Below are 25,466 nucleotides of genomic sequence, written 5' to 3'. Positions count from 1 at the left end.
CTCAGGCCGCTGCGGTTTTGAGGGTCGGGCGAAAATCGAAGTCGATCTGCTCGCTGATGCCCAGCTCCTGCGCCAGCTTATGCAGGCCACTGTAGTCACGCATGATGGTCGCGTTCTTGTTGCTCTCTTTGGTGTCGGCAATGATCTGCGCGGCCTCGGCAACACCCAGCTGGGTCAGGATCGCTTCCCACATCGAGTAGTCCTGGGCGACAAAAGCACTCAGTGCCACCGACAGGGTGCGGGCGAAAAACGCTTGCTGGGCCGGCTGCATGTTGCCGTACATGACCTTGGCCACTTCGGCCAGGACCTTGCTGTGGGCGTATTCGTCGCGGTTATGCAGCTCGGCCACGCGACGGTTTTGCGGCTGGATGGTCTGGTCGTCCGCCAGCAGGTCGAGGTAGGCATTGACGCTGATTTCCGCGACCACGGCAAAGGTGATGGCCGCCAGATCCCGCTGCCATTGTTCCGGCAGCTCTTCGTGCAACGCCTTGAGTCGCAGATACGTGACCGACGGCGGCAGGTCCAGGTCCTGATCCAGTTCTCGCTCCACTTTGGTCCGTTCGATGGCCCGCAGGTGCATGAGCGTGTGGTAGTGCTCATCGACCAGGGTCTGTTGCATGGCCTCGCGAAAGTGCCAGTCGTCCTTGCCCAGGTACTGGTTGGCAATGACGCTCAATGCAGGGTTGACCACGTGTTCTTCGGCGGTGACTGTGCGCAGGTTGTAGCCGATCCAGCCCCAGGTGATGACGTTGCTCTTGAGCGCTTCGCTCAGGGCCTGGAACGCCGGGTGATGGAAGAACGGCACCATGCTCTGCGGATAATCCGGGCGCGCCGGATCAAAAACTTCGTTGACCTGTGCCCGCTCCGGCGAACACACGGTGGCGCGTTTGGTCCAGGCCTGGTTGAGGCGAATGATCAGTTGGTGATCGACTGTGGCGATCTCGATTGCTGTCTGCATGACGCGATACCTGTAAGACGCGTACCCGCTCGGGGTACGCCAAAAGAATGTAGGGCGACGGAAAAATCAGGCCAGCCAGTAGCGGGTCAGGTTGCGCGCCGGGTCAGTGTATCGGCTACGGGCGTGAATCATCCGCCAGTTGTCCCAAATCAGCAGGCAACCGTCGGGAATCAGCACCGGAATGTTGTGCTCGACGAAGTACGCCTCTCCGAGCACGGCAAACCTGGCCAGGGGCGAAGTGTTATTGCTCACCAGCGATTGCTGCAGGGCTTCCTTGGACGGGTTCACGTCGCCGAAGTGAAACTGGTTGTAGCTGAAGCGGAAAATATCCCCCTCCTCCGTCGGCGTGAGAATGTACTCCTTGACCCGGCGCTGACCCGGCTCGCCGGGTTTGGCCGTGGCGACGAACTCCACCGGCGTGTCATCGAGCCATTCGCGCAGTTCCGGCTCGGATCGCTCCAGCGATTTCAGGAACTCGTAACCGTCCACCAACCCGGTGTGACCACCGCCGCAGGTGGCCTGCTTGTGGCAATGCAGCGCCAGGTAACGCGGCGGCGGGCCATAGACCGGCGCTTCAGTGTGCGGACCGATGCCGTTCATGCTTTGCGAATACGGCAGATCTTCGTACCCCGGTTTACGCGTGATCGCGAAAGCCATCTGCCCGTTGAATTGCGGAATGACCGGACCGAACTCATTCAGGGTGCCGACCACATCGTGGGCGAACTCACCCGGCGTCAGCACCGTCCAGCCTTTGCTCGACAGTTCTTCATGACGATGGCCCAGCGAAACATAAGGTGTAGACGCAACAATCCCTTGATCTGACATGGTGAGGTTCCTGGCGGTTATCAGGCGTTGACGGTTGAGGTGTAGGCAGCAATGAAGTCGCGGCAGGCATCGCCCGGCACATAACGCCATTCATCGATGCTTTGTACCGGGGTGATTTCGGCGGCGGTGCCGGTCAGGAAACACTCGTCGAAGTCGCCAAGCTCCGTCGGCCAGATCGTGCGTTCCACCACCTGGTAGTCCAGCGCCTTGGCCAGCTCGGTGACGGTCTGCCGGGTGATGCCGTTGAGAAAACAATCCGGCAAGGGCGTGTGCAGCGTTCGGCCTTTGATGAAAAACACGTTGGCGCTGGTGGCCTCCGCGACCTGACCGCGCCAGTCGAGCATCAGCGCATCGTGGTAGCCGCTGTTTTCAGCGTCGTGTTTGCTCAAGGTGGCGATCTGGTAATGCCCGGATGCCTTGGCCTCGAACGGGCTGCTGTTCGGTGGCGGTCGGCGCCAGCTCGCGGTTTTCAAACGGATGCCGGTCATGCGCGCCGCCGGATCGAAGTAACTCGGCCACTGCCAGCAGGCAATCGCCAGGTGCACGCGATTGAAGCGTGCCGAGGTGGAAATCATCTCGCTGCCGCGCCAGGCCACTGGCCGCACGTAACCGTCTTTCACCTTGTTGCGTTGCAAGAGTTCCAGGCTTGCCGCTTCCAGTTCCTCGAGTTCATAGGGGATGACAAAATCCATCAGTTGCGCCGAGCGATACAGCCGCTCGCTGTGTTCGCGTAATTTGAAGATTTTGCCGTTGTAGACGCGCTCGCCTTCGTACACGGTGCTTGCGTAGTGCAGGCCGTGGGTCAGCACATGCAGTTGTGCCTGGGACCACTCGACGAACTCGCCGTCGAGCCAGATCACGCCCTCGCGTTGATCAAACGGGATACCGCTCATGTCGTTTCTCTCCAAAAAAATCGTCAATCGTCCTACGCGGTTTCCAGCAGGACAGGGATCAATTCGGGCAGCGCTGCAGGTTCGCCCTGAAAGAAAAATGCCCGCTCGCCGAAGGCCGGACGCAAGTCGTCGAACCAGGTCACCTGCGGGTCGAACCGCGCGTAAAAGGTGCGCAACACCCACTGCGGATTGCGCGCCTGCAGGAACTGCAGTACGAAGACTTTTTCCCCGGCCACCGTCTCGATGCCGTTGATCAGGACCTTGCCGTAGAAGGTGCTCATGGACGGCCCGCGGACCGTTCGCGCCAGGCCCGAGACCGTGCGGTAGGCGGCCTGGAAAATCTCGAACGCCCGCGCCAGCGGCATCGCGAAGTAGTGGCTGGGGCCCGTGTCGCGCTCGACGAACATGTAGTAAGGCACCGCCCCGAGCCGCACTCCCTCGGTCCATAACGCCGCCCAGTCGGCGGGGTTTTCGTTGATGTGGCGAATCACCGGTGCCTGCATGCGCAAGGTCGCGCCGGTCGAACGAATGCGCTCGACGGCCTGGCGGGCGATGTCCTGGCGGATCTCCACCGGGTGGTTGTAGTGACCCATGATCGACAGGTTTTTCCCCGCCGCGACGATGCGCCGAAACAGCTCAAGCAACTCGGGCGTGTCCTTGTCAGTGACAAAGCGCTGCGGCCAGTAGGCCACCGACTTGGTGCCGATGCGGATGCTCTTCAGGTGCGGCAGCTCCAGCAGCGGCTCGATGTAGCTGGCCAGCGAACGGCTGTTCATGATCATCGGATCGCCGCCGGTGATCAGCACATCAGTGACTTCGGTATGAACCCGCAGGTAACTGACCAGCTCCTGGGATTCCCGGGCATTGAACTTCAGCTCTTCCTCGCCAATGAACTGCGCCCAGCGGAAACAGAAGGTGCAGTAGGCGTGACAGGTCTGCCCGGCACCGGGGAAAAACAGCACGGTCTCGCGGTACTTGTGCTGGATCCCCGACAGGACTTTGCCATTGAGGGTGACGCCGTTGTGGGTCAGTTGCCCGGCCGGGTGAGGATTCATGCGCAACCAGATCGCCTCGATCCGCCGCTTGATCGCCTCCGTGTCGTCCTGCTCGATCAAGTGCTTGAGCGATGCATATTCCTCCGGCAGCAGCATGTCCCTGTGGGGAAAAGTCATGCGGAAAATCGGGTCGTCCGGAATGTTGTCCCAGTCGATCAGCGTCCCCAGTACGTATTCGTTGGTGCGAAACGGCATGACCCGGGCCACGATATCCATGGCCTCCTGCAGGGCCAGCGACAATCGGCGCCAATAGGGTGTCTCGCGGATGGTGCGTGAGTTATAGGGTTTGTAGCGTTCGTGCTCCGACAGTCCCTGCATGGCAGCGCTCCTGATGTTGGCCCTGAGAGTGGTTAGGCGATGGCCGGCGCTTTGCGCTCTATGTCCATCCACGCCCGCACGCTGTCGCGATCCCACTGGCGACGCACATAAGCGACCAGTCGAGGGGGCACCGCATCACCGTTGGCGACCAGACGGTTGAGTAGGATGGCCAGGTCGGTGTCGGCGATACTCCAGTCACCGAACAGGTGCTCTGCGCCCTCCTCCAGCAAGTGCTCGGCGACGAAAAACAGGCGCTCGACCACCGCCTTGGCTTCATCGGTCAGCGCCGTGTCTTTTTTGCCGAAGTACACCAGGTCGAACGGCCGCTCCTTGCGCACCACCAGCAAGTCGCTGCGCAGCCAGGCCTGCAATTGCCGGGCGCGGGCACGCTGCTTGAAGTCCTGGGGGTAGAGTTTTTTATGGTTCGGGAAGCGTTCGTCGAGGTATTCGGCGATGGCTGAGGATTCTGACAACGCGAAGCTTTCGTCAAGTAAGGTGGGTACTTTGCAGGTCAATGAAAGATCGCGATAAGTTACTTTATAGTTATCACGCGCTTTCAAATCCACCGTGACAAACTCAAATGAAAGTTGCTTCTCCTTGAGCGCGACAAATGCCGACATTGCAAAAGCGCTGACATAATCTGCGCCAACATAGAGTTTCAGCTTGCTGTCTTCCATACAACACTCCGTTCACTGACTGCAGGAATTAACGTGCATTTGAAGTGATCGTAGTTAGTTGCCTCAAACATGAATAGATACAGAAATTGTTCGTTTCAATCGATACAGAAAGTTGATTTTGTCGAGTAATCAGCGGTGTGAGGGGGGGGCGAAAAAAAACGCAAAAACCGGCTGGCTGGCGATGCGATCTCGAGGACGCTATCGCCAGCAAGCCGGTTCCCAGGGGAAAGGGTAAGGAGTGATTACGCTTGGGTGGTGATCAAACCCTGGCTGTCGGCGAAGTTGGACAGCAGCGCCATTTGCGGCATGTTGCTCATGTTCAGCATCGCCAAAGGCTCGTGTTTGCTGGTGTTGACGAAGCCGTGGCGGGTCCAGGCCGGCACCAGCAGCACATCACCGCTGCTGACGTTCACCTCGTCGGCATCGCCCAGGGTCAGCAGGCCATTGCCGCACTGGATGATGAACAGATGCCACCAGGAATGGGCATGGCCGTTGAGCGTCACGCCCGGGTTCAGCCATTGCATGGCTATCGCCATACCTGGAGTGACTTCGCAGCCTTGCAGGCTTTTGTCATGAGCCAAGGCGACAATGTCGACGTCACTGGCTTCGAGGGTCTGCCGCATTCCAGCCAGTTCGGAATGACGCCAGACTTTGGCGCTGACCGGTTTATGATGCAAGTTCTTGCGAAAATCCGCATAAGAAAAAAACGCACCTTGAAAGTTATCCATTCGTACGTCCTTTTTTAACTTTCACACTTTAGCGCTAAACCTTAAGTTAATGGTTTAGCGCTGTAAAGCCGTGTTCTTTTAGAGTGGTGAAGGGCGCAAGGCAGCAATCATGTCCACTTCAATCGCGGCATTCTTCGGTAACTGATAAACACCGACCGTGGTCCGCGTGTGTTTACCCGCATCACCCAGTACATGGCTGAACACGTCCGACGCGCCGTTGGCCACTTCGCTCAGGTCGACGAAATCCGCCGTCGACTTCACGTACACGGTCACCCGGATCAGCGACTTGATCTTGTCCAGCGAACCGATGGCGTCAACGATCAATGCCAGGCCACGCATGGCGCTGATGCTCGCCGCCGCCTGGGCATCGGCCAGGCTGAGGTCCAGGCCGACCCGGCCAGGGTAATGAATCTTGCCGTTCATGCGCGGCACCAGGCCACTGACGTAAAGCTCGTCGTGATGCCGGATCAAGGGTGCGTAATGGCCGCCTGCGGTGTTTTCGCCGTAGATGTCGTAACCAAATTCCTTGGCCAGGGCGATGAAGCGTTCATCGCAGGTCATGTGATTCATCAATGAAACCCTCTTAATCAAGAATGCAAAACTTTGATTGCTATCGGTTCAGCACACCGCACGGGAGGCCGGTGCCAGGCAGGTGACTTCAGTGCCCGACTCGATCGCCTCGGCCAGGCGCAGCAAGTCGTTGCTGAGCTGCCCGTAGTGTTCGTTGAACAGCACGATGTGGCCGATGAACGAGAAGTTGTCCTTTACCAGTGCCGTGACCGAGTCGCCGATGCGCTTGGCGTAGACCCCTTCCACCAATTCGATTCGCAGTGCACGGGCCAGGGTCTGGATGTCGGGTGTCCTGCGTAAAATGCCGCCGGCCGGGGCCCTGAGCAGCCGAATGCCGCAGTAGCCACGGGCAACGGGTTGGTAATCTTCGGTCTTGCCTTCCACCGCCCAGCGCACCCAGCGCTCCCAGGGGTCGAAATCGACGAAGGCGCGCTTGGCCAGGTCCCAGATGTGCATGCCGCCGGGGCGCATGTTGGTTTCCACGGCCGAGGTGAGGTTGTCGCTGCGCAGGAACACTTCGTTGTGCCAGGCACCGTTATCAGCGGCCACCAGTTCGGACATGTGCCGCCCCGCCGCCATCAGTCGCGCTTGAACTTCGGACGGCAAAGGCGCGGGCACCACTTGCTGGATCTCCGCACGGTAAGCGCCTTCGGTGGTGGTTTTTTCCGTGACCCAGGTACTGCCGGCGACATAGTCCCAGCTGTACTCACGGGCGTTCTGGACCAGCTCTTCAAGGACGATGCCGCCTTCGCGGTACGGCTTGAGTGCGTGCCAGGCGTCGTCGCATTCCGAAGGATGATGAATCACCCGGCAGCCGCGGCTGGCACCTTCACAAGCCGGCTTGATGAACGCTCGCCCACCCAGTTCAACCACCCGCTGGCGCAGCTCCGGCAGGCTTTCGACGCGGGTCGACAGCACAGGCCGGTACTCTGCAGGCGAGGTGCTGGCAGCGGCTTCAAGCCGGCGAAAAATCTGCTTGTCGAGGCCGGCTCGCGCTTCATCCGGGCTAATGCCGGGCAGGCCGAAGTGACTGGCCAGCGCCGCCCCCAGCAACACGCCACGGTCGGAAAACGGCAGCACGCCGATCAGTTTCCAGCGGTCGGCACTCAGGCAGCCAGCGACCAGTTCAAGGGACGCCGCCACATTTTTCTCGGCCAGCGAGGTGCTGCACACATGATCCGCCACCTGGTCATCGTGGGGCTGGATCTGCTCCACAACCAGGATCAGTCTGGCGTTGTAGAGCGACTTGCACAGGTCGCGCAGTTTCTGAATGTCGTGAACCCGACTGCCGTTGTACCCGACCACTACTACGCATGAAGTCGTATTCATGTTGCCCCCGACTTGCAAAGTGAAAAACCAGACGGCGATGACTCAGTCATGCAGCGACGCGTTGGATTTACGGTTGAGCCAGTACCAGGCCAGAATCCCCCCGGCCCCGATGGCAGCCAGCACCAGCGCGTTGTACGGCGCCGGCACCACCCGCATGACCAACACCGTCAGCCCGGCCCCGACACCCAGGGACACTTCCTTGACGAACATGTTGTTCTGCTTGACCGAGAAGTAATCGAGATAGCTGAAGGCGCATTCGGCGATGGACAGCAGGGCCACCCAGATCAACGCGCCGACCAGGGTTTCGACGTGGAAGGCGGCCGGTGAGGACAGCACGGCAAAGCCGCCGACGATGATGCCGATCACGGCAACGACCTTGAAGCGGCCGGTGCGCTCGATCAGCTTCATCACCGGCACCTGGGCGAACACCACCACGGCGCTGTTGAGGATCAGCATCAGCCCGTACCAGGTCGGCAACTCGCCGGTCTTGAGCAGGATCGCTTGCGGCAGGATCGAAAACACGCCGAACAGCTTGATGCCCATGATGATGCCGGCGATGACCCAGGGCAGCTTGTTGCCCCAGCTGTTGGCGGTCTGAGATGCCGGACGGGCCACCACTGGCTCGGTGCTGAACGTCGCGCCCAGGGCAATCGGCAGGCACAGCAGCACGAAGGCTGCTGCGCCGAGGAAAAACATGGTTGGCGTGAGCAGTGGCGACAGCAGGATCAAACCGGCCACCAGGCTGCCCATGTTCATGGCGACCCGGTTATAGGCCGCGCCTTCCTTGGTCTGCGCCGCTTCGCTTTTGATCAGATATCCGGCAATGGCGATGCCGTACGCAAACAACGCGGCCGCGAACATCACCAACCCTTGGTTGCTGGTGAGCGCCAGCAGGATCAGGCCGAGCCCGGCGCATAGCAGCGTGACGCTGAGGGAACGCCGGCCGAGCACCAGCAAGGTCAGCGGCAACAGCAGCAACAGAGCGCGATAACCGAGGGCCAGGATGCTGTTGGTGGCGGTGTCGAGCCAGACGTTGGCCTTGCCCAATACCGCGAACAGCGACACTGCGGTGATGATACGGATCGTGAATAAGCGAAGATTAATGACCGGTTTAGCCACCGCTACCGTTGTTTCGACACTCATGCCACACCTCAAAAACCGGGCGATTGCCCGCCCGCAAGGGTCGACAATCGGAAAAGTCTGTAAGGCGATGGTAGAGACAGAGGCTTGTCCTGATCAGAGCAAGTTCGTATAGAATCCAACAAACTTTACTGCCGGAGAGACCAGTAAAATGCAGGTTCAACGTGCAGTCATCAAAGCCATTGAATTCGAGCCCGGCGTGCCGCTGGTGCAGCAGATCGTCGATCAGCTGACCCAGGCCATCAGCACCGGCGGCCTGCCCCACGGCGCCAAACTGCCGCCGATTCGCGAACTCTCCGACATGATGAACGTGGGCAAGTCCACGGTGGTCGATGCGCTGGACCGCTTGCGGGCCAAGGGCCTGGTGGTGTCGCGCCAGGGCTCGGGGCATTACGTGCACCGCTCGAGCGCGGCCCTGCAAAGCGGCACCGGCCCGGACTTGCAACCTCAAGACACCCTCAGCGTGGTACGCCGCGCCCTATTGCTGGACAACGGCGCCCTGCGCCCCGGCTGCGGCTTCCTGCCTACCTCCTGGTTGCCTGCCGAAGAACTGCTCAAGGCCGTACGCGGCACTCTGCGTGCGACCTCGTTGCGCATGGGCGAGTACGGTGTTGCCGGCGGTTACATGCCACTACGTCAGGCACTGCGGGTGAAGCTGGCAACCTTCGGCATCGAGGCGCCGGTGGACCAGATCATCACCACCGCCAACACCATGCAGGCCATCGACCTGCTGATGCGCCTGCTGGTCAAACCCGGTGACACCGTGCTGTTGGACGACCCGTGCTACTTCAACATGCACGCCAACCTCGCGTTGCACGGGGCCAAGGTCATCACCATCGCCCGGGATCGCGACGGCATGGACCTGGACGCCTTCGAGCAACTGCTGATCGCGCACAAACCCGTGCTGTACATGACCAACAGCACGCTGCACAACCCGACAGGCCACTCGTTCAGCCCGGCGCAGGTGTACCGCTTGCTGGAGCTGAGCCATCGCCATGGCTTCCACATTGTCGAAGACGACCTGTACTGCGACATCCAGCAACGCCGCACTCCGCGTCTGGCAGCGAGCGGGCTGGACAATGTGAGTTACGTCTCCGGCTTCTCCAAGACCCTGACCGCCAACAGCCGCGTCAGCTACTCCGTGCTCTCGCCGCAACTGGCGGCACGCATGGTCGCGCTGAAAATGGCCTGCGGCGGGGTGACCTCGGAGCTGGCGGAGCAGATCACCTGCACCATGCTCAACGACGGCAGCTATGCCAAGCATGCGCGGCGCACGGTGGACCGCCTGTATGAATCGAACAGCCGCGTGGCCGGCTGGCTGGCCGAGGCCGGGTGTTCGCTGTCGTCACTGCCGGGGGAAGGCGTGTTCATCTGGGTGCGATTGCCCGAGGGGTTGCACGCCGAACACCTGGCTCGCCAGGGCCTGGAAGACAACCTGGTGCTGGCACCGGGCACCCTGCTCAGCAAGGCGGCTGATGCCAGTCACTTCATGCGTTTCAATGTGGCGCACAGCGACAGCTTGCAGGTGCGGGAGCGGTTTTTCCGGTTGCTGGATGCGCAGGGCAAGTAACTGGCCGTACTTTCCGGTGGCAACCCAACAAAAAAGCCCCGCTCTTCTCTCGAAGGCGGGGCTTTTGTTTACAGCATCCGACGCTTAAGGCGCGTATGTCAGCAGCAACTCGGTCGGCACTTTGAAGTCCAGGGACATCGCCACGCTCAACGCGGTAATGGTGAAGATCGAGAACACGAACAGCTTGCGTGCCCAGACCGTGTCATCCACTGCCTTGTAGCCGGTCCAGGCCATGTACAACCAGTACATGCCCATGGCTGCGGCGACGGCGAGGTAGCTCATGCCGGCGTAGCCGCTGAAGGTCAGCATCAAGGTCGCCACGAGGAAGGCCAGGATGTAGAGCAGGATGTGCTTCTTGGCCACTTCGATCCCGCGCTTGACTGGCAGCACCGGAATCGATGCGGCCAGGTAATCGTTGAAGCGGAAGATCGCGATGGCGTAGGAATGCGGCATCTGCCACAGGCTGAACATCACCAGCAGGGTCAGCGCGGCCATGTCGAAGTTGTTGCTGACGGCGACGTAACCGATCACCGGCGGCATGGCGCCCGACAGGCTGCCCACCAGCGTGCCGTGAACCGACTTGCGCTTGAGGTACAGGCTGTAGAAGCCGACGTAGATGACGAAGCCGATGACGGCGAACAACGCCGCCAACGGATTGGCCACCTTGTACAACAGCGCAACGCCGGCGACACCCAGGACGGTCGCATAGATCAGGGCCAGTTTCAGGGAGATCAAGCCCTGGACCAGCACCCGGTTCTTGGTGCGTTCCATCTTCAGGTCGATGTCGCGGTCGATGCAGTTGTTGAACACGCAACCGGAGGCAACCACCAGGGACGTGCCGATCATGGCGGCCAGGAAGATGGCCAGATCGACATGCCCTTTGGAGGCCAGGAAAAATCCGCCTGCCACAGAAAGCACGTTACCGAAAATGATCCCCGGTTTGGTGATTTGGATAAAGTGCTTGAAGGACATGCGGACTTACCTCACTTCGCCATCATGAACGTGTGGATGCTGAACATGATCCACAGCGACAGGCCAACCAGCAGGACAATCACGATCGCGGCGAAGACAAACGCAATCACGTTGTTACGCTGCGCAGCCGAACGGTCCAGGTGCAGGAAGTACACCAGGTGCACCAGCACCTGGATCACGGCGAATGCCAGCACGATCATCAGCGTGATCGACTTCGGCAGTGTCGGGTACATCACCAGACCGAACGGAATGATGGTGAGGATGACCGACAGGATGAAGCCGATGGCGTAGGACTTGACGCTGCCGTGGCCGGCGTCGTCGTGGCCATGGGAATGTGATGCGTTAGCCATTTACATAGTCCCCATCAGGTAAACAACGGTGAATACGCAGATCCACACAACGTCCAGGAAGTGCCAGAACAGGCTCAGGCAGCTCAGACGGGTCTTGTTGGTCGCGGTCAGGCCGTGCTTGTTGACCTGATACATCATGATCGCCATCCAGATCAGACCACTGGTCACGTGCAGACCGTGGGTGCCGACCAGGGTGAAGAACCCGGACAGGAAGCCGGAACGGCTAGGGCCGTAGCCCTCGGAGATCAACAGGTGGAACTCGTTGATTTCCATGCCGATGAAGCCGGCGCCGAACAGGAAGGTCATGGCCAGCCAGCCCAGGACCTGCTTCTTGTTGCCACGGAAGAACGCCAGCATGGCGAAGCCGTAGGTGATCGAGCTGAACAACAGCAGAGCGGTTTCGCCCAGCACGTAAGGCAGTTCGAAGATGTCGTGGCCCGCCGGGCCACCCGCTACGTTGTTTACCAGTACTGCGTACACCGCGAAGATCGACGCAAACAGAATGCAGTCGGTCATCAGGTAGAGCCAGAAACCGTATACGGTCATCTCGCCCGAGTCGTGGTGATGTTCATCGTGCCCATGGTCATCGTGGCCATGAGCGTGTCCAACATTGGTCACTAAGTTCGACATGGTTTAAGCCTGTTCCAACGAGGTTTCAACACGGGTGGCGGTGGCCGGGACTTTCCCTGCCGCTACCAGACGCTTGTGCTGCTCGGCTTCGATGCGCTCGATCACGTCGACCGGCACGTAGTAGCCTTGATCATCACGGGCGGCGTGGATCGCGAAGTAGATCACGGTGCCAGCCAGGCTAGCGATTGCCAGCCACCAGATGTGCCAGATCATCGCGAAACCGAACACGGTCAGCAGAGCGCCCATGACCACACCGGTAGCGGTGTTGTTCGGCATGTGGATCGGCTGGTACTTGGCCGGAGTCTGGTACGCGGTACCGTTTTCCTTGGCTTCGGTGAACGGATCGACGCAATCGGCTTTCGGCAGTACGGCGAAGTTGTAGAACGGTGGTGGCGACGAGGTCGACCATTCCAGGGTGTGTGCATTCCACGGGTCGCCGTGTTCGCACATGTTTTCCGGCTTGTTGCGGTCACGCACGCTGACGTACAGCTGGATCAGCTGGCAAGCGATACCCACGGCAATCATCACCGCACCGAACATGGCAACGTACAGGTACGGTACCCACTCAGGGTTGGTGGTGGCGTTCAGACGACGGGTCATGCCCATGAAGCCCAGTGCATAGAGCGGCATGAACGCGACGAAGAAGCCCGAGATCCAGAACCAGAACGCTGCCTTGCCCCAACCTTCGTGCAGCTTGAAGCCGAACGCTTTAGGGAAGTAGAAGGCGAATCCGGCGATGTAACCGAATACCGCACCACCGATGATCACGTTGTGGAAGTGCGCGATCACGAACAGGCTGTTGTGCAGAACGAAGTCGGCACCCGGGATGGCCAGCAGTACGCCGGTCATGCCGCCGATGGCGAAGGTCACCATGAAGCCCAGGGTCCACAGCACCTGGCTGGTGAAACGCAGACGGCCCTGGTAGATGGTGAACAGCCAGTTGAACAGCTTCACACCCGTCGGGATGGAAATCAGCATGGTCGCCAGACCGAAGAAGGCGTTGACGCTGGCACCCGAACCCATGGTGAAGAAGTGGTGCAGCCAGACCATGAAGCCCAGGATCGAGATTGCGCCCGATGCGTAGATCATGGAGTGGTGGCCGAACAGTTTCTTGCCGGTGAAGGTCGAGATGACTTCGGAGAAGATACCGAACGCTGGCAGGATCAGGATGTACACCTCAGGGTGACCCCATGCCCAGAACAGGTTCACGTACATCATCGGATTGCCACCAAGTTCGTTGGTGAAAATGTGGAAATCCATGTAACGGTCAAGCGTCAGCAGTGCCAGGGTAGCGGTCAGGATCGGGAACGAAGCCACGATCAGGACGTTGGCCCAGGTGCAGGTCCAGGTGAAGATCGGCATGTCCATCAGCTTCATGCCCGGGGTACGCATTTTCAGCACGGTGGCCAGGAAGTTGACCCCCGTTAGCGTCGTACCCAGACCCGATAGCTGTAGCGCCCAGATGTAGTAGTCCATCCCCACGCCAGGGCTGTATTGCAGGCCCGACAGTGGCGGATAGGCAACCCAGCCGGTCTTGGCGAATTCGCCGACGCCCAGGGACAGGTTGATCAGCACGACGCCGGAAACCAGCAGCCAGAAGCTCAGGGAGTTCAGGAACGGGAAGGCAACGTCACGCGCGCCGATCTGCAGCGGCACTGCAAGGTTCATCAGGCCGGTGAAGAATGGCATCGCCATGAAGATGATCATGATCACACCGTGAGCGGTGAAGATCTGGTCATAGTGTTCAGGTGGCAGGTAGCCAGGCGAACCCTCGGTGGCCATGGCCAGCTGGGTACGCATCATGATGGCGTCAGCGAAGCCACGCAGCAGCATGACCATGGCGACGATGATGTACATCACGCCGATTTTCTTGTGGTCGACCGACGTCAGCCACTCGGTCCACAGGTAGGTCCACTTCTTGAAGTAGGTGATTGCAGCGAACAACGCCAGACCACCGAGCGCGATCATCGAGATGGTGACCATCACGATCGGCTCGTGGAACGGGATCGCTTCCCAACTTAATTTACCAAACATCGTTTACTCCTCTGCCCCGGCAGCTGGATGCGAGTTCATGTCCATTCCTTGCGTAGCGGCCACTTCTTTCTCTTCTTTCTCGTGCTTGACCTTAGGACCCGGTTTCATGCCTTCGTACTTGTCGACGATGATCTGGAACAGGTTCGGCGTAACCGAGGAGTAGAGCTCGACTGGGTTGTTCTGGCTCTGCTTGGCAAGGGCTGCGTACTCAGCAGATTCAAGCTGTTTAGGTGACTTTTTGACTTCACTTACCCAGGCGTCGAAATCTTCCTGGGAAGTTGCGATCGCTTTGAATTTCATGCCGGTGAAACCAGCACCGCTGTAGTTGGCGGAGATGCCTTCCATTTCAGCGTTACGGTCGGCGATCAGGTGCAGCTTGGTCTGCATGCCCGCCATCGCGTAGATCTGACCACCCAGGCCCGGGATGAAGAACGAGTTCATCACAGCGTCGGAGGTGATACGGAAATTGATTGGCGTGTGCGCCGGGAACACGATCTTGTTGACCGTGGCGATGCCTTGTTCCGGGTAGATGAACAGCCACTTCCAGTCCAGCGCGACCACTTCGATGGTCACAGGCTTGACGTCGGATTCCAGAGGCTTGTACGGGTCAAGGGCGTGGGTCGACTTGTAGGTCACGTAACCCAGGGCAATGATGATCAGTACAGGAACGGCCCACACCGCGATCTCGATCTTGGTGGAGTGGTTCCATTTAGGGGTGTAGGTCGCGTTGGTGTTCGACGCGCGGTATTTCCAGGCGAACAGGAAGGTCATGATGATGACCGGAACCACGACCAACAGCATCAGCAGCGTTGCGGTGATGATCAGGTTTCGCTGTTCCAGGCCGACCTGGCCCGTGGGATTGAGCAAGGTCATGTTGCAGCCTGACAGCAACAACGTGCCGATCAGGGGCAATAAGCCTAGTAGTCTGGGGTACCTGTTTTTACTCATCTCACGACCTCTAAAGCAGCTTGCGCAATGCAGTTGGGTTTTGATCGCCAACACTTCACCCTGCCAAGGGTTGGCATTTTCTTTGGATTGAATAAGGGCCGCCCGTCGCGCGTCAGACGCCCGACAAATCCTGGGACAGCGTTAGTTTCTTATTCGAATTCGTGGTCAAAGGCCTTGTTACAGACCAATTCCATTTGGTGCGGGTAGTTGGAGGCACCGACACCTGGGAGTCGCATGAAGCCACCGGACCTCTCGACACCCTGATCCCGCTCAAACACCTGGTTAAGGATTGAGCAGTGCCGGGAATTCAATGCGGGCGATTGTAGTGAGGTAGCGCCCCATACACCATGTCTCATCCCGAAATAATTTTTATCCGAAGCAGCAACAATCATTACCGGAATTCGTAAAAGTGGCGCATCTTACTGAAATTAATTCTCAACAAAAACACCAAAAATAGTAGGTCTACCACCGGCAGTTCAGACAGCTTCGAGGCACTTCCCCGCCCCCCTGACCTTGCCTCAGCCCCGATATGACAAGGGCTCTGGCAATTTGCCAGAACCTGTTAAAACTGCCTGTTCAGGCTTCAGCGGGCAAAACTGCGCAAAGTTCCCTGCAGGCCAATTGCGTTGATAAAAATGTTACCAATTCGCTGCATCAGCAGCCTCTGCGACAGCCGCGCTGTGACAACATGTCGCACACTTGTCACACCTCTCGCGGACGCACATCACGGACTTTTTACCTGGCCTGTGAATTGTGTCATTCACGACAAAAATGCCCCGGCCCTCTCAATGAGGACCGGGGCATTTTATTGTCCGACAAAAGCGGTTACCGGCTGGACTCAGCTCAGTGCCTTGCGGTTACGCGAGGTCAGCAACGGCACCAGCACCACGATCAGCACGAAGGAAAACAGTGCCCACTGCGCCAGCGAAAGGCCGAGGATCGGCGGATAAGGCGTGGAGCAGAAACCGTCGACCTGGAAGCCCAGCGGGAAGATCTTCGCCAGGGGCAAGCCATCGACAATCGGCTGCAGCACATCAATGCCACAACTGACCGCCGGGTAGAACTGCGTATAGACGTGATGCCCGGCCACGCCGGCGCCCGCCAGTGCGCAGATCACCACCAGGGACTCGAACACCGTGATGCTGCGTCGGGTGCGCATGGCCGCCCCGATGAAGGCGAAGATGGCGATCAGCAACAAGGCATAGCGTTGCAGAATGCACAGCGGGCAAGGTGCTTCGCCCAGAACAATTTGCATGTACAGCGCACCGCCGATCAACGCCAGGCAAATGATCCCCAGCAACACCAGATAGCGCCGCTCACGTCCCAACCGCATGGTTTCCTCGCTCATCGCGTTTCCCTTCAAGATATCGATTGCCCGCCAGTCTACACGCTGGCCATGACCTTTGAGAGTCTGGAGCGTGTGGGGGGATTCGGGGGAATAGACGATAGTGCGGTTAAGGAGGGATTAACTTTCGCGGGGTTTTCGATTCAAGACCGTGGCGAAACTGGCGACTCGGTCTCCCGAGCCGCCATAACCATTTACTCCAGCGCCGCCGCCGGCCCGAAGAACTCGTAACGGCTTTGCTTCTCCGGCACGCCCAGTGCCTTGAGGTGGCGCTTGATCGCAGCCATGAATCCTTTCGGCCCGAGGAAGTAGGCGTCCAGGTCACGCTCCTGCGGCAGCCATTGCTGCAGTTGCTGTTCGCTCAGCAAGCCGACCTTGTGCGCCGCCGGGCTCACACCGTCATCTTCGGCGTAGCAGTAAAAATGCTTGAGCTGCGGGTGACGCTCGGCCAGCTCATCGATCCAGTCACGGAATGCATGAACACTGCCGTTACGCGCGCAATGGATGAAGTGCACTGGCCGCTCGGTTTTCAGCGCAGCCTCCAGCATCGGCAGGGTCGGTGTGATGCCGACGCCACCGCTGATCAATACCAGTGGCTTGTCACTGGCCGCCAGGGTGAACTCGCCAGACGGCGGGAACAGCTGAATACTTGCGCCGACATGCATCTGATCGTGCAGGTAATTGGAGGCACGGCCACCGCTTTCACGCTTGACGCTGATGCGGTACTGACCGTTATCGGTTAACGCCGACAGCGAGTAGTTGCGACGAATCTCCTCGCCGTCGAGGATCAGTTTCATGCCGATGTACTGGCCCGGTTCGGCGGCCAGAATCGCGCCCTTGTCGGCAGGCTCGAAGTAGAACGAGGTGATTTCCGCACTCTCTTCAACCTTGGCGGCGATGATGAACTCCCGCGCACCACGCCAGCCGCCAAGGGCCTGCTCCTTCTGGTCGTAGATGCTGGTTTCGGCACCGATCAGGATGTCCGCCAGTTGACCATAGGCCGCGCCCCAGGCCGCGATCACTTCAGGGGTGGCGATTTCTTCGCCCAGCACTTCGGCGATGGCGCGCAGCAGGCAGGTGCCGACAATCGGGTAGTGCTCCGGCAGGATCTGCAAAGCCACATGCTTGTTGATGATCTTGGCCACTAGGTCGCCCAATTGATCAAGCTGATCAATGTGACGCGCATACATCAGCACGCCGTTGGCCAGTGCGCGGGGCTGATCACCGCTGGCCTGGTGGGCTTGGTTGAACAACGGGCGGACTTCCGGGTATTCGGAGAGCATCATGCGATAGAAGTGGGTGATCAGCGCTTCACCACCGCTTTCGAGCAGCGGCACGGTGGATTTGACGATGGCACGGTCTTGAACGCTCAGCATAAGGGTGACTCCTTGATGACCAGGGGTGCTAATGGACTACCCTAGGCTTATCAGCTTCCATGCCAACTTTTTAACCTTTATAAATCAATAAGTTAACAACGTGATAGTCATAAAGACACAGGCTGATTTATAGTCTTATCGACTACATGGAGTCACTATGACTGCAAAATCCTTGCTTACCGCACTGTTGCCACTGGTCTCCGACCTGTCCCGTGAACTCCCTGAAGGCGAGCGTTATCGACGCCTGCTGGAAGCCATGCGCGCCCTGCTCCCCTGCGACGCTGCCGCCCTGCTGCGCCTTGATGGCGAATGGCTGGTGCCGCTGGCTGTCGACGGCCTGAGCACCGACACCCTCGGCCGGCGCTTCAAGATCAGTGAGCACCCGCGCTTCAAAGCCCTGCTCAGCAGCCCCGGCCCGACCCGCTTCGCTGCCGACAGCGATTTGCCTGACCCTTATGACGGGTTGGTCGATGGCCTGCACGATCATCTGGAAGTCCATGACTGCATGGGTTGTCCGTTGTTTGTCGATGAGCGCCCGTGGGGCCTGTTGACCCTCGATGCACTTGATCCCGAGCGTTTCGAACCGATCGAGCTGGACGCCCTGCAAGCCTTCGCCAGCCTCGCCGCGGCGACGGTCAATGCCGCCGAACGCATCGAGCGCCTGGCCAATCGCGCCGAAGACGAACACCAGCGTGCCGAGGTCTATCGTCAGGCCAGCGGCCAGCAAAGCCGCGAAATGATCGGCCAGAGCAAGGCGCACAAACGCCTGGTGGAAGAAATCAATCTGGTCGGCGGCAGCGATCTGACCGTGCTGATCACCGGGGAAACCGGGGTCGGCAAGGAACTGGTCGCCCAGGCCATCCATGCTGCCTCGCCGCGTGCCGACAAGCCGATCATCAGCCTCAACTGCGCCGCATTGCCCGACACCCTGGTGGAAAGCGAATTGTTCGGACACGTGCGCGGCGCCTTTACCGGGGCGATGAGCGACCGGCGCGGCAAGTTCGAACTGGCAAATGGCGGCACGCTGTTTCTCGATGAAGTGGGCGAGTTGTCACTGACGGTGCAGGCCAAGTTGTTGCGAGTACTGCAGAGCGGTCAGTTGCAACGACTGGGCTCGGACAAGGAACATCAGGTCGATGTACGCCTGATCGCCGCGACCAACCGCGACCTCGCCGAGGAAGTGCGCAGTGGCCGTTACCGCGCCGACTTCTATCATCGCCTCAGTGTTTATCCTTTATTGGTGCCTGCGCTGCGTGACCGTGGTCGTGATGTCCTGCTGCTCAGCGGTTACTTCCTGGAGCAGAACCGCTCGCGCATGGGGCTCAACAGTTTGCGCCTGAGCAGCGATGCACAAACCGCCTTGCTGGCTTACGACTGGCCCGGCAACGTGCGCGAACTTGAGCATCTGATCGGTCGCAGCGCCCTGAAAGCTCTGGGCAACTGCAAGGAGCGGCCGAAGATTCTCAGCCTGAGTGCCGCCGATCTGGATTTGCCCAATGTCGTTGCTGACGCCGTCGTGGAGCAACCCGCCACGGCCACCCCAGCCGCTATGACTGGCGACCTACGCGAGGCCACCGAGCATTATCAACGCCAATTGATCAGTGCCTGCCTGGAGCGGCATCACCACAATTGGGCAAGTGCGGCCCGTGAGCTAGGCTTGGATCGGGCGAATCTGGGGCGGTTGGCCAAGCGGCTGGGGATGAAATGAACCGGCATTGAATCTGTTGGGCGCAAGCCGGGCCACTACTGTTGATCAACGATAGGGATTTGCCCCTAAAGCCTGCCACCGACAAGTCGATAACCCGGCATCGAAGTTAGTGGCAATCCCGCGATTGCCCACCACCTTTTTCCACAGAAGGTTCATATGTCCTCCACCAAAGCCCGCGCAGACTCTCTATCGCTTCTGCTGTTCACCTTGCGCAGTGGCAAGCTGATGGCGATCAACCTGCTCAAGGTCAGTGAAATCATTCCCTGCCCGCCGCTGACCAAGCTGCCGGAGTCGCACCCGCACGTTAAAGGCATCGCCACACTGCGCGGCGCCTCGCTGTCGGTGATCGACCTCAGCCGTGCCATCGGCGAGCGGCCACTGGAAGACCCCAACGGCGGTTGCCTGATCGTCACCGACGTCAGCCGTTCCAAGCAGGGCCTGCATGTACAGGCGGTGAGCAAGATCGTCCACTGCCTGACCACCGACATTCGCCCTCCGCCCTTTGGCTCAGGCGGCTTGCGCGCCTACATCACCGGCGTGACCTCGGTCGACGGCACCCTGGTGCAGGTACTGGACATCGAAAAAGTCATCCACGGCATCGCCCCGGCGCAGATCGAAACCGCGCCGACCGAATTGAGCATGGAAGACGCCGAGATCCTCGGCAATGCGCGGATTCTGGTGGTCGATGACAGCCAGACCGCCCTGCAACAATCGGTGCACACCCTGCGCAATCTCGGCCTGCAATGCCATACCGCGCGCAGCGCCAAGGAGGCCATTGATTGCCTGCTGGACCTGCAAGGCACTGCCCAGCAGATCAACCTGATTGTCTCGGACATCGAAATGTCGGAGATGGACGGTTACGCGTTCACCCGCACCTTGCGTGAAACGCCGGATTTCTCTCACCTCTATGTGTTGCTGCACACCTCGCTGGACAGCGCGATGAACGCTGAGAAGGCACGCCTGGCCGGAGCGAACGCGGTACTGACCAAGTTCTCTTCGCCGGAGCTGACCCAATGCCTGATCACCGCAGCCAAGGCTGTCGCCGAACAGGGTTATTGAGCCTTGGCCGAAGATTACTGCTGGCTGATGCGGCGCGACCTCACCGAGGTCCTGCCATCCATTCACTGGCCTGCGGGCCTGCAGTTTTGCGAGTACCGCCCAGAACTCGGCGCGGCCGTGCATCGGTTGATGGAGATTGGCTATCTCGAAGGCGGTGGCCGCGTGGCCACCCTGGACATCTGGCAGCGCCAGTTCGAAAGCGACCCGGAGTACGACCCGGAACTGTGCTTCATCGTCCGTGATGGCGAAGGTGTTGTCGGCGTGTGCCAGTGCTGGACCAGTGCCTACATCAAGAACCTGGTGGTGCACCCGCGGTTTCAGGGGCGCGGTCTGGGGCGTGCGCTGATGTTGCGGGCGTTCAAGGTGTTCCAGCAGCGGCGCGAAGGTTTTGTCGATTTGAAAGTGCTGGAAGACAACCACCGGGCGCGGCGGTTGTATGAAAGCCTGGGGATGCGGGCTGTACGCAGGGAGCCTGTGCCAGTCTGACTTTCCAGCAGACCTGACACATTTGGAATGCAATCACCTGTGGGTGCGAGCCGGTTTGGGACGAGGCTTGCACAGTCAGTCAAAAACCTTCAGGCATAATCCTGCCTTGGACTTCCCCGGACCAAGGACACCCTAACCATGAAAGCCGCAGCCCTCACCCTCCTCTGCCTCGCCGCCCTCGCCAACCAGGCCCATGCCTCCAACCCGGACGCCTGGGCCGCCTACGACAAGACCGTCCTCGCCAGTTGCACCAAGGCCAGTGGCCTGAAGGACAGCAAACCGCTCGGCAATGCCGCGCAGTTCGATGACCGGGTTGGCTATACCGCAGTTCTGCTGCAAGGCCAGTACCCGCAAAAACACATGAAAGGCGCCCAAGGCATCGAGCTGTGCCTGTACAACAAACAGCAAAAAGCCGCCTACGTCACCGAATGGGACACCATCAAGCCCGCCATCAAAGGCAAGTGAGTGGCGCATAACTTGCTTTGCAAGAGGCCTTCGCGGTGGCTTTCTGTCGCCGCTTCATGCCATTGGAATCGACTGACCGCTCAATGAATACGACGTTTTCCTGCGTAGGCTGCGGCAAATGCTGCAACGATCACCATGTGCCCCTGACGCTGAGCGAAGCGCGGATGTGGGCGGCGGACGGCGGTCAGGTCATCGTGCTGGTCGAAGCATTTCTGGGCAATGGCCTGGGCCTGCCAGCCCTGCAACGCGAACACGCCGAGCGTCGTTCGGCCTTGGTGCGCAGCGGCGACTGCGCGGCGCATGTCGCCATTACGTTCGCCGCTTACAACGTCGGGCCCTGCCGGAATCTTGACGAAGACAACCTGTGCCGCATTTACCAGCGCCGCCCGCTGGTGTGCCGCATCTATCCGATGGAAATCAACCCGCACATTCCCCTGAACCCGGCCATCAAGGAATGCCCGCCCGAGTCATGGGAAAAAGGTCCGGAGCTAATTGTTGGCGGCCATCTGGTGGATCGTGAGCTGGAACAGTTGATCAATCAGTCCCGTCAGGCAGATCGCGACGACGTTCTGATGAAAGATGCTATTTGCGCGTTGCTGGGCATCCGCACAACTGCGCTCAAGGGCGACGGGTTTACCGCTTACCTGCCGGACATGGTGGAGTTTGCGGCAATCATCGACGACCTCGCCGGGCAAACACTGCCGGACTGGGGTAGTGAATGGCAGTTCCATGTGTCCGGGGAGGACACGGCCAAGCAAGTACAGGCGGCGGGCGCACAGGTGGTGATGGATACTCCAGGGAATTATTCGTTTATTTCTTTGCGGGCGGCTTGATCAGGACGATTCGCCGCCAGTCCTGGTGTCATCGCGAGCAAGCTCGCGCCTACAGGAACATTGCATTCCAGCCCGGGTTGGAGCGAGCCTGCTCAGTCGCTGTAAACCTGCAGCCTTAGCGCTTACCCATCGACCGACGCGTCCCCGGCGGCGCCATGCCCGGGGTCTTGGTGTGACCATTCTTGGCGCCGTTCTTGTACCAAGGCTGGTTGGAGCCTTTGGCCGCGGCCAGCTCACCCGGTTTGAAGGGGAACTTGAACGCCGGGATTTCGGCTTTGGTTTCGCTGTCGGCGCTGGAGTCGACGCTGTCTGGCAGCTCTGCCTGCAAGTCGCTTTGGGCGTCGGCAACCGGCGGTTGTTTCGGGGAAGTCATGGAAGCTCCGGGAGATAGGCGACATGTCGGCCTGATGATTGAGGCGCAAAGTGTCACAGGACAATAAGTGCCGCAGTATAACTGGATGCAACGCGGCAATCTGCATGCTCGCAACGACCGCCAGACGACTCGCACAAATCCTGCGAAGAATGTTAGCGTGCTCAGCATTCTTCACCGTCCGACGAGCCCGCCTCCCATGAAAAAGACTGTCCTCGCTTTCAGCCGCGTCACGCCTGAAATGGTCGAACGCCTGCAACAAGACTTCGACGTCATCGTGCCGAATCCGAAAAACGGCGACATCAATGCCCAGTTCAACGAAGCCCTGCCCCATGCCCACGGCCTGATCGGTGTCGGTCGCAAGCTGGGCCGCGCACAGCTCGAGAACGCCGCCAAGCTGGAAGTGGTGTCCAGCGTTTCGGTGGGCTACGACAACTATGACGTGGCGTATTTCAACGAGCGCGGAATCATGCTCACCAATACCCCGGACGTGCTCACCGAAAGCACCGCCGACCTGGCCTTCGCCCTGTTGATGAGCAGCGCCCGCCGGGTGGCCGAACTCGATGCCTGGACCAAGGCCGGCCAATGGCAGGCCAGCGTTGGTGCCCCCTTGTTCGGCTGTGACGTGCACGGCAAGACCCTGGGCATCGTCGGCATGGGCAACATCGGTGCCGCCATCGCCCGTCGCGGCCGCCTGGGCTTCAATATGCCGATCCTCTACAGCGGCAACAGCCGCAAGACCGCACTGGAACAAGAACTGGGTGCGCAATTCCGTAGCCTCGATCAGTTGCTCGCCGAGGCCGATTTCGTCTGCCTGGTGGTGCCGCTCAGCGAGAAGACCAGGCACCTGATCAGCCACCGCGAACTGGCGCTGATGAAGCCGAGCGCGATTCTGGTGAACATTGCCCGCGGCCCGGTGGTCGACGAACCGGCGCTGATCGAAGCGCTGCAAAACAACCGGATCCGTGGTGCGGGCCTGGACGTGTACGAAAAAGAACCGCTGGCCGAGTCGCCGCTGTTCCAGTTGAAAAATGCCGTGACCCTGCCGCACATTGGGTCGGCGACTCACGAGACCCGCGACGCCATGGCCAATCGCGCGCTGACCAACCTGCGTAGCGCCCTGCTGGGCCAACGACCGCAGGATCTGGTCAATCCGCAAGTCTGGAAAGGCTAAAACAAAGCGGCACGCCTTGACCGGCGTGCCGCTTATATTACGCGGTCAACTTTCCACTATTGGAGAGTGACCTCACCAACACCAAAGCAAAGACATAACTTGCAATTCAGTCTTCGGCCACCTCATAAAAAACAACTATAGACTCCGACAACAACAAGCAATAAATGCACTTTCGGGGTATATATGCATGAAAACCTACACCACCGCTGACGTCATCAGACGGAGCCAAGTGTTGATTGTTTCGATGGCGGCACTGTTTGGAACCATCACACTCGTCAACAACTTTACAGACTACAATTCCTATGCCGATTTAATCGGGCGAATATTAAACATGAGCGACACCAGCGCCAATGAATCCAGGCGCTCTCGAGCGGTCACGTCGACAATGTTCCATCACCGATTCTATTGGGCGATCATCACACTCGAGATCATTTTCACGTTCAACCTGATAATCGGAACCTGTCAGTTGTTGAGTAACCTCAACGCGCCACGCAACGAGTTTCATGAAGCCAAGAAGTTTGCCATCATTGGCTTCAGCACGGCGCTTTTCGTTTACCAGACCTTGTATGTAATCCTTCTCAATGAATGGTTCGACCTGGACTACTCCATCCATCGCAATGTATTCGACTGGGCCAGAAGCAATATCGAATACATGTTCTTCGGCCTATTGTATCTGCTGTTCGTAAAAGACAATTGAATGCGCTTTTTCATGCCAGTTTTCTCGTCAGGGGAATCCCCGCCGATTTGGGTTTACGAAAAACCAGCACGTTCCCCAGCATCACCATGGCCAGGCCGGCCAACGCTGGGGCTGTCCACTGATAACCTTCGACAAATGCCGAGACATTCAGCGCCACCACCGGGAACAGAACGGTGCAGTAGGCTGCGCGCTCCGGCCCCATGCGTCCGACCAGGGTCAGGTAAGCGGTGAAACCGATTACCGAACCGGGGATCACTAGGTACAGCAGCGAGCCGATGTAGCGCGTACTCCACTCCATGTCGAAGGGAATGCCTTTGACCAGACACCAGATCGACAGCATCGCTGCGCCGTAAGCCATGCCCCAGGCATTGGTGGTCAGTGGTTTCAGGCCGGCTTTCTGTTGCAGGCTCGAGAGCATGTTGCCCGCCGAGAAACACAGGGTGCCGAGCAACGCCAGGCCAAGGCCCAGCAGCGTTTGCGGGCTGGCAGTGTGCCCGACCAGTTCCGGCCAGAACAGCAAGCCCAGCCCGAACAGGCCCAGGGCGCCGCCCATCAGCACGTTGCGTGCGATCTTCTGACCGAAGAACACCCGCGCATTCAGCGCATTCCACAAGGTGGCCGTGGAAAACACCACGGCGACCAGGCCGCTGGGGATCCACTGGCTGGCGTTAAGGAAGCACATGAAGTTGACGCAGAACAGGCACAACCCCTGCGCCAGGCAGATCAGGTGCCCGCGACGATTCATCACCTGCAGGCGGCGGCTGAGCAGCAGGATCACAAACAGCACCAGCGCGGCGAGGCCGAAGCGATAGACGATCGACACCGGAATGGCCACCACCCCCAGTTGCCATTTCAAGGCAATCCAGGTGGTGCCCCAGATCAGCACGGTCAACAAATACAAAGACAGGTTCATGGCAAAGACTCCTCGATAGGCTGCCAGTGTCCTGCGTCGCGCC

26 protein-coding genes are annotated in these 25,466 nt (G+C 59.5%); 8 read left to right on the top strand and 18 right to left on the bottom strand.

The window, feature by feature from the left end; all coding sequences use genetic code 11:
- Position 1: 1 nt before the first annotated feature.
- The 9 genes from EIY72_RS21855 to EIY72_RS21815 form a co-directional block, all read right to left on the bottom strand.
- Positions 2-958 (bottom strand): diiron oxygenase, encoded by a 957-nt coding sequence (locus EIY72_RS21855; protein WP_093226637.1) that lies wholly within the window; start codon positions 956-958, stop codon positions 2-4.
- A gap of 66 nt (positions 959-1,024) precedes the next feature.
- On the bottom strand, positions 1,025-1,783 hold the full coding sequence (locus tag EIY72_RS21850; protein WP_093226638.1) for a TauD/TfdA family dioxygenase: 759 nt from the start codon (positions 1,781-1,783) through the stop codon (positions 1,025-1,027).
- Positions 1,784-1,803: 20 nt separating this feature from the next.
- Complete coding sequence (locus EIY72_RS21845) at positions 1,804-2,676, bottom strand: branched-chain amino acid aminotransferase (RefSeq protein WP_093226639.1); 873 nt, start codon at positions 2,674-2,676, stop codon at positions 1,804-1,806.
- 32 nt (positions 2,677-2,708) lie between these two features.
- Positions 2,709-4,049, bottom strand: coding sequence for a KamA family radical SAM protein (locus EIY72_RS21840; RefSeq protein WP_093226640.1), 1,341 nt, complete (start codon positions 4,047-4,049; stop codon positions 2,709-2,711).
- A 32-nt stretch (positions 4,050-4,081) separates the two neighbouring features.
- Entirely contained in the window at positions 4,082-4,726 is a 645-nt protein-coding gene (yfcF, locus tag EIY72_RS21835) for a glutathione transferase (RefSeq protein ID WP_093226641.1), read from the bottom strand.
- Between the two features lie 242 nt (positions 4,727-4,968).
- A complete protein-coding gene (locus EIY72_RS21830) occupies positions 4,969-5,454 on the bottom strand; it encodes a cupin domain-containing protein (RefSeq protein ID WP_093226642.1) in 486 nt (161 codons plus the stop codon).
- A 78-nt stretch (positions 5,455-5,532) separates the two neighbouring features.
- Positions 5,533-6,027, bottom strand: a complete 495-nt coding sequence (locus EIY72_RS21825) for a RidA family protein (protein WP_093226643.1) — start codon at positions 6,025-6,027, stop codon at positions 5,533-5,535.
- 45 nt (positions 6,028-6,072) lie between these two features.
- A complete protein-coding gene (locus EIY72_RS21820; RefSeq protein ID WP_093226644.1) occupies positions 6,073-7,353 on the bottom strand; it encodes an ATP-grasp domain-containing protein in 1,281 nt (426 codons plus the stop codon).
- Between the two features lie 42 nt (positions 7,354-7,395).
- The gene (locus tag EIY72_RS21815) at positions 7,396-8,496 is read right to left on the bottom strand and encodes an MFS transporter (protein ID WP_093226645.1); all 1,101 of its coding nucleotides are present in this window, start codon (positions 8,494-8,496) and stop codon (positions 7,396-7,398) included.
- A 148-nt stretch (positions 8,497-8,644) separates the two neighbouring features.
- Between EIY72_RS21815 and EIY72_RS21810 the strand changes: the two genes are divergently transcribed.
- Entirely contained in the window at positions 8,645-10,063 is a 1,419-nt protein-coding gene (locus EIY72_RS21810; RefSeq protein WP_093226646.1) for an aminotransferase-like domain-containing protein, read from the top strand.
- 84 nt (positions 10,064-10,147) lie between these two features.
- Here EIY72_RS21810 and cyoE read toward each other — a convergent pair whose 3' ends face one another.
- The 7 genes from cyoE to hmpA form a co-directional block, all read right to left on the bottom strand.
- Positions 10,148-11,035: a heme o synthase gene (gene cyoE / locus EIY72_RS21805; protein WP_093226647.1), complete on the bottom strand. Its 888-nt coding sequence runs from the start codon at positions 11,033-11,035 to the stop codon at positions 10,148-10,150.
- Between the two features lie 11 nt (positions 11,036-11,046).
- A complete protein-coding gene (gene cyoD, locus EIY72_RS21800) occupies positions 11,047-11,385 on the bottom strand; it encodes a cytochrome o ubiquinol oxidase subunit IV (protein ID WP_093226648.1) in 339 nt (112 codons plus the stop codon).
- The gene (locus EIY72_RS21795; RefSeq protein ID WP_093226649.1) at positions 11,386-12,015 is read right to left on the bottom strand and encodes a cytochrome o ubiquinol oxidase subunit III; all 630 of its coding nucleotides are present in this window, start codon (positions 12,013-12,015) and stop codon (positions 11,386-11,388) included. It abuts the gene before it with no gap.
- A 3-nt stretch (positions 12,016-12,018) separates the two neighbouring features.
- Positions 12,019-14,049 (bottom strand): cytochrome o ubiquinol oxidase subunit I, encoded by a 2,031-nt coding sequence (gene cyoB / locus EIY72_RS21790; protein ID WP_093226650.1) that lies wholly within the window; start codon positions 14,047-14,049, stop codon positions 12,019-12,021.
- 3 nt (positions 14,050-14,052) lie between these two features.
- Entirely contained in the window at positions 14,053-14,997 is a 945-nt protein-coding gene (cyoA, locus tag EIY72_RS21785; protein ID WP_093226651.1) for a ubiquinol oxidase subunit II, read from the bottom strand.
- Between the two features lie 838 nt (positions 14,998-15,835).
- Complete coding sequence (locus tag EIY72_RS21775; protein WP_093226652.1) at positions 15,836-16,345, bottom strand: disulfide bond formation protein B; 510 nt, start codon at positions 16,343-16,345, stop codon at positions 15,836-15,838.
- 191 nt (positions 16,346-16,536) lie between these two features.
- Entirely contained in the window at positions 16,537-17,718 is a 1,182-nt protein-coding gene (gene hmpA / locus EIY72_RS21770) for an NO-inducible flavohemoprotein (RefSeq protein WP_093226653.1), read from the bottom strand.
- Between the two features lie 157 nt (positions 17,719-17,875).
- On the opposite strand from hmpA, the gene norR reads away from it, so the two are divergent.
- The 5 genes from norR to EIY72_RS21745 all read left to right on the top strand — a co-directional run bounded on the left by norR (position 17,876) and on the right by EIY72_RS21745 (position 22,269).
- A complete protein-coding gene (gene norR / locus EIY72_RS21765) occupies positions 17,876-19,426 on the top strand; it encodes a nitric oxide reductase transcriptional regulator NorR (protein ID WP_093226654.1) in 1,551 nt (516 codons plus the stop codon).
- Positions 19,427-19,582: 156 nt separating this feature from the next.
- Positions 19,583-20,485: a chemotaxis protein CheV gene (locus tag EIY72_RS21760; RefSeq protein ID WP_093226655.1), complete on the top strand. Its 903-nt coding sequence runs from the start codon at positions 19,583-19,585 to the stop codon at positions 20,483-20,485.
- A 27-nt stretch (positions 20,486-20,512) separates the two neighbouring features.
- The gene (locus EIY72_RS21755; protein ID WP_093230726.1) at positions 20,513-20,971 is read left to right on the top strand and encodes a GNAT family N-acetyltransferase; all 459 of its coding nucleotides are present in this window, start codon (positions 20,513-20,515) and stop codon (positions 20,969-20,971) included.
- Positions 20,972-21,109: 138 nt separating this feature from the next.
- A complete protein-coding gene (locus EIY72_RS21750; protein WP_093226656.1) occupies positions 21,110-21,436 on the top strand; it encodes a hypothetical protein in 327 nt (108 codons plus the stop codon).
- Between the two features lie 83 nt (positions 21,437-21,519).
- A complete protein-coding gene (locus EIY72_RS21745) occupies positions 21,520-22,269 on the top strand; it encodes a YkgJ family cysteine cluster protein (RefSeq protein ID WP_093226657.1) in 750 nt (249 codons plus the stop codon).
- A gap of 115 nt (positions 22,270-22,384) precedes the next feature.
- Here EIY72_RS21745 and EIY72_RS21740 read toward each other — a convergent pair whose 3' ends face one another.
- Positions 22,385-22,642, bottom strand: coding sequence for a hypothetical protein (locus EIY72_RS21740; protein WP_093226658.1), 258 nt, complete (start codon positions 22,640-22,642; stop codon positions 22,385-22,387).
- Between the two features lie 196 nt (positions 22,643-22,838).
- Between EIY72_RS21740 and EIY72_RS21735 the strand changes: the two genes are divergently transcribed.
- Both EIY72_RS21735 and EIY72_RS21730 read left to right on the top strand, forming a co-directional pair.
- Entirely contained in the window at positions 22,839-23,813 is a 975-nt protein-coding gene (locus tag EIY72_RS21735) for a 2-hydroxyacid dehydrogenase (RefSeq protein ID WP_093226659.1), read from the top strand.
- Positions 23,814-24,000: 187 nt separating this feature from the next.
- On the top strand, positions 24,001-24,510 hold the full coding sequence (locus EIY72_RS21730) for a DUF2165 family protein (protein ID WP_093226660.1): 510 nt from the start codon (positions 24,001-24,003) through the stop codon (positions 24,508-24,510).
- Positions 24,511-24,520: 10 nt separating this feature from the next.
- Here the strand turns inward: EIY72_RS21730 and EIY72_RS21725 are convergent, their stop codons facing one another.
- Positions 24,521-25,423, bottom strand: coding sequence for a DMT family transporter (locus EIY72_RS21725; RefSeq protein WP_093226661.1), 903 nt, complete (start codon positions 25,421-25,423; stop codon positions 24,521-24,523).
- Between the last annotated feature and the right edge of the window lie 43 nt (positions 25,424-25,466).

The sequence above is a fragment of the Pseudomonas vancouverensis genome, assembly GCF_004348895.1.
GTDB classification, from domain to species: domain Bacteria; phylum Pseudomonadota; class Gammaproteobacteria; order Pseudomonadales; family Pseudomonadaceae; genus Aquipseudomonas; species Aquipseudomonas vancouverensis.
The sequence above is the reverse complement of the archived record's forward strand: the minus strand, read 5'-3'. Positions and strand labels throughout refer to the sequence as shown.

Coding starts and splice junctions, on each gene's coding strand:
- EIY72_RS21730 (WP_093226660.1), top strand. CDS start 24,001: ATGAAAACCTACACCACCGCTGACGTCATCAGACGGAGCCAAGTGTTG.
- EIY72_RS21735 (WP_093226659.1), top strand. CDS start 22,839: ATGAAAAAGACTGTCCTCGCTTTCAGCCGCGTCACGCCTGAAATGGTC.
- norR (WP_093226654.1), top strand. CDS start 17,876: ATGACTGCAAAATCCTTGCTTACCGCACTGTTGCCACTGGTCTCCGAC.
- EIY72_RS21845 (WP_093226639.1), bottom strand. CDS start 2,676: ATGAGCGGTATCCCGTTTGATCAACGCGAGGGCGTGATCTGGCTCGAC.
- hmpA (WP_093226653.1), bottom strand. CDS start 17,718: ATGCTGAGCGTTCAAGACCGTGCCATCGTCAAATCCACCGTGCCGCTG.
- cyoE (WP_093226647.1), bottom strand. CDS start 11,035: ATGTCCTTCAAGCACTTTATCCAAATCACCAAACCGGGGATCATTTTC.
- EIY72_RS21755 (WP_093230726.1), top strand. CDS start 20,513: ATGCGGCGCGACCTCACCGAGGTCCTGCCATCCATTCACTGGCCTGCG.
- EIY72_RS21820 (WP_093226644.1), bottom strand. CDS start 7,353: ATGAATACGACTTCATGCGTAGTAGTGGTCGGGTACAACGGCAGTCGG.
- EIY72_RS21830 (WP_093226642.1), bottom strand. CDS start 5,454: ATGGATAACTTTCAAGGTGCGTTTTTTTCTTATGCGGATTTTCGCAAG.
- cyoB (WP_093226650.1), bottom strand. CDS start 14,049: ATGTTTGGTAAATTAAGTTGGGAAGCGATCCCGTTCCACGAGCCGATC.
- EIY72_RS21840 (WP_093226640.1), bottom strand. CDS start 4,049: ATGCAGGGACTGTCGGAGCACGAACGCTACAAACCCTATAACTCACGC.
- EIY72_RS21725 (WP_093226661.1), bottom strand. CDS start 25,423: ATGAACCTGTCTTTGTATTTGTTGACCGTGCTGATCTGGGGCACCACC.
- EIY72_RS21745 (WP_093226657.1), top strand. CDS start 21,520: ATGAATACGACGTTTTCCTGCGTAGGCTGCGGCAAATGCTGCAACGAT.
- EIY72_RS21740 (WP_093226658.1), bottom strand. CDS start 22,642: ATGACTTCCCCGAAACAACCGCCGGTTGCCGACGCCCAAAGCGACTTG.
- EIY72_RS21760 (WP_093226655.1), top strand. CDS start 19,583: ATGTCCTCCACCAAAGCCCGCGCAGACTCTCTATCGCTTCTGCTGTTC.
- EIY72_RS21810 (WP_093226646.1), top strand. CDS start 8,645: ATGCAGGTTCAACGTGCAGTCATCAAAGCCATTGAATTCGAGCCCGGC.
- cyoA (WP_093226651.1), bottom strand. CDS start 14,997: ATGAGTAAAAACAGGTACCCCAGACTACTAGGCTTATTGCCCCTGATC.
- EIY72_RS21750 (WP_093226656.1), top strand. CDS start 21,110: ATGAAAGCCGCAGCCCTCACCCTCCTCTGCCTCGCCGCCCTCGCCAAC.
- yfcF (WP_093226641.1), bottom strand. CDS start 4,726: ATGGAAGACAGCAAGCTGAAACTCTATGTTGGCGCAGATTATGTCAGC.
- EIY72_RS21850 (WP_093226638.1), bottom strand. CDS start 1,783: ATGTCAGATCAAGGGATTGTTGCGTCTACACCTTATGTTTCGCTGGGC.
- EIY72_RS21855 (WP_093226637.1), bottom strand. CDS start 958: ATGCAGACAGCAATCGAGATCGCCACAGTCGATCACCAACTGATCATT.
- EIY72_RS21815 (WP_093226645.1), bottom strand. CDS start 8,496: ATGAGTGTCGAAACAACGGTAGCGGTGGCTAAACCGGTCATTAATCTT.
- EIY72_RS21795 (WP_093226649.1), bottom strand. CDS start 12,015: ATGTCGAACTTAGTGACCAATGTTGGACACGCTCATGGCCACGATGAC.
- cyoD (WP_093226648.1), bottom strand. CDS start 11,385: ATGGCTAACGCATCACATTCCCATGGCCACGACGACGCCGGCCACGGC.
- EIY72_RS21775 (WP_093226652.1), bottom strand. CDS start 16,345: ATGAGCGAGGAAACCATGCGGTTGGGACGTGAGCGGCGCTATCTGGTG.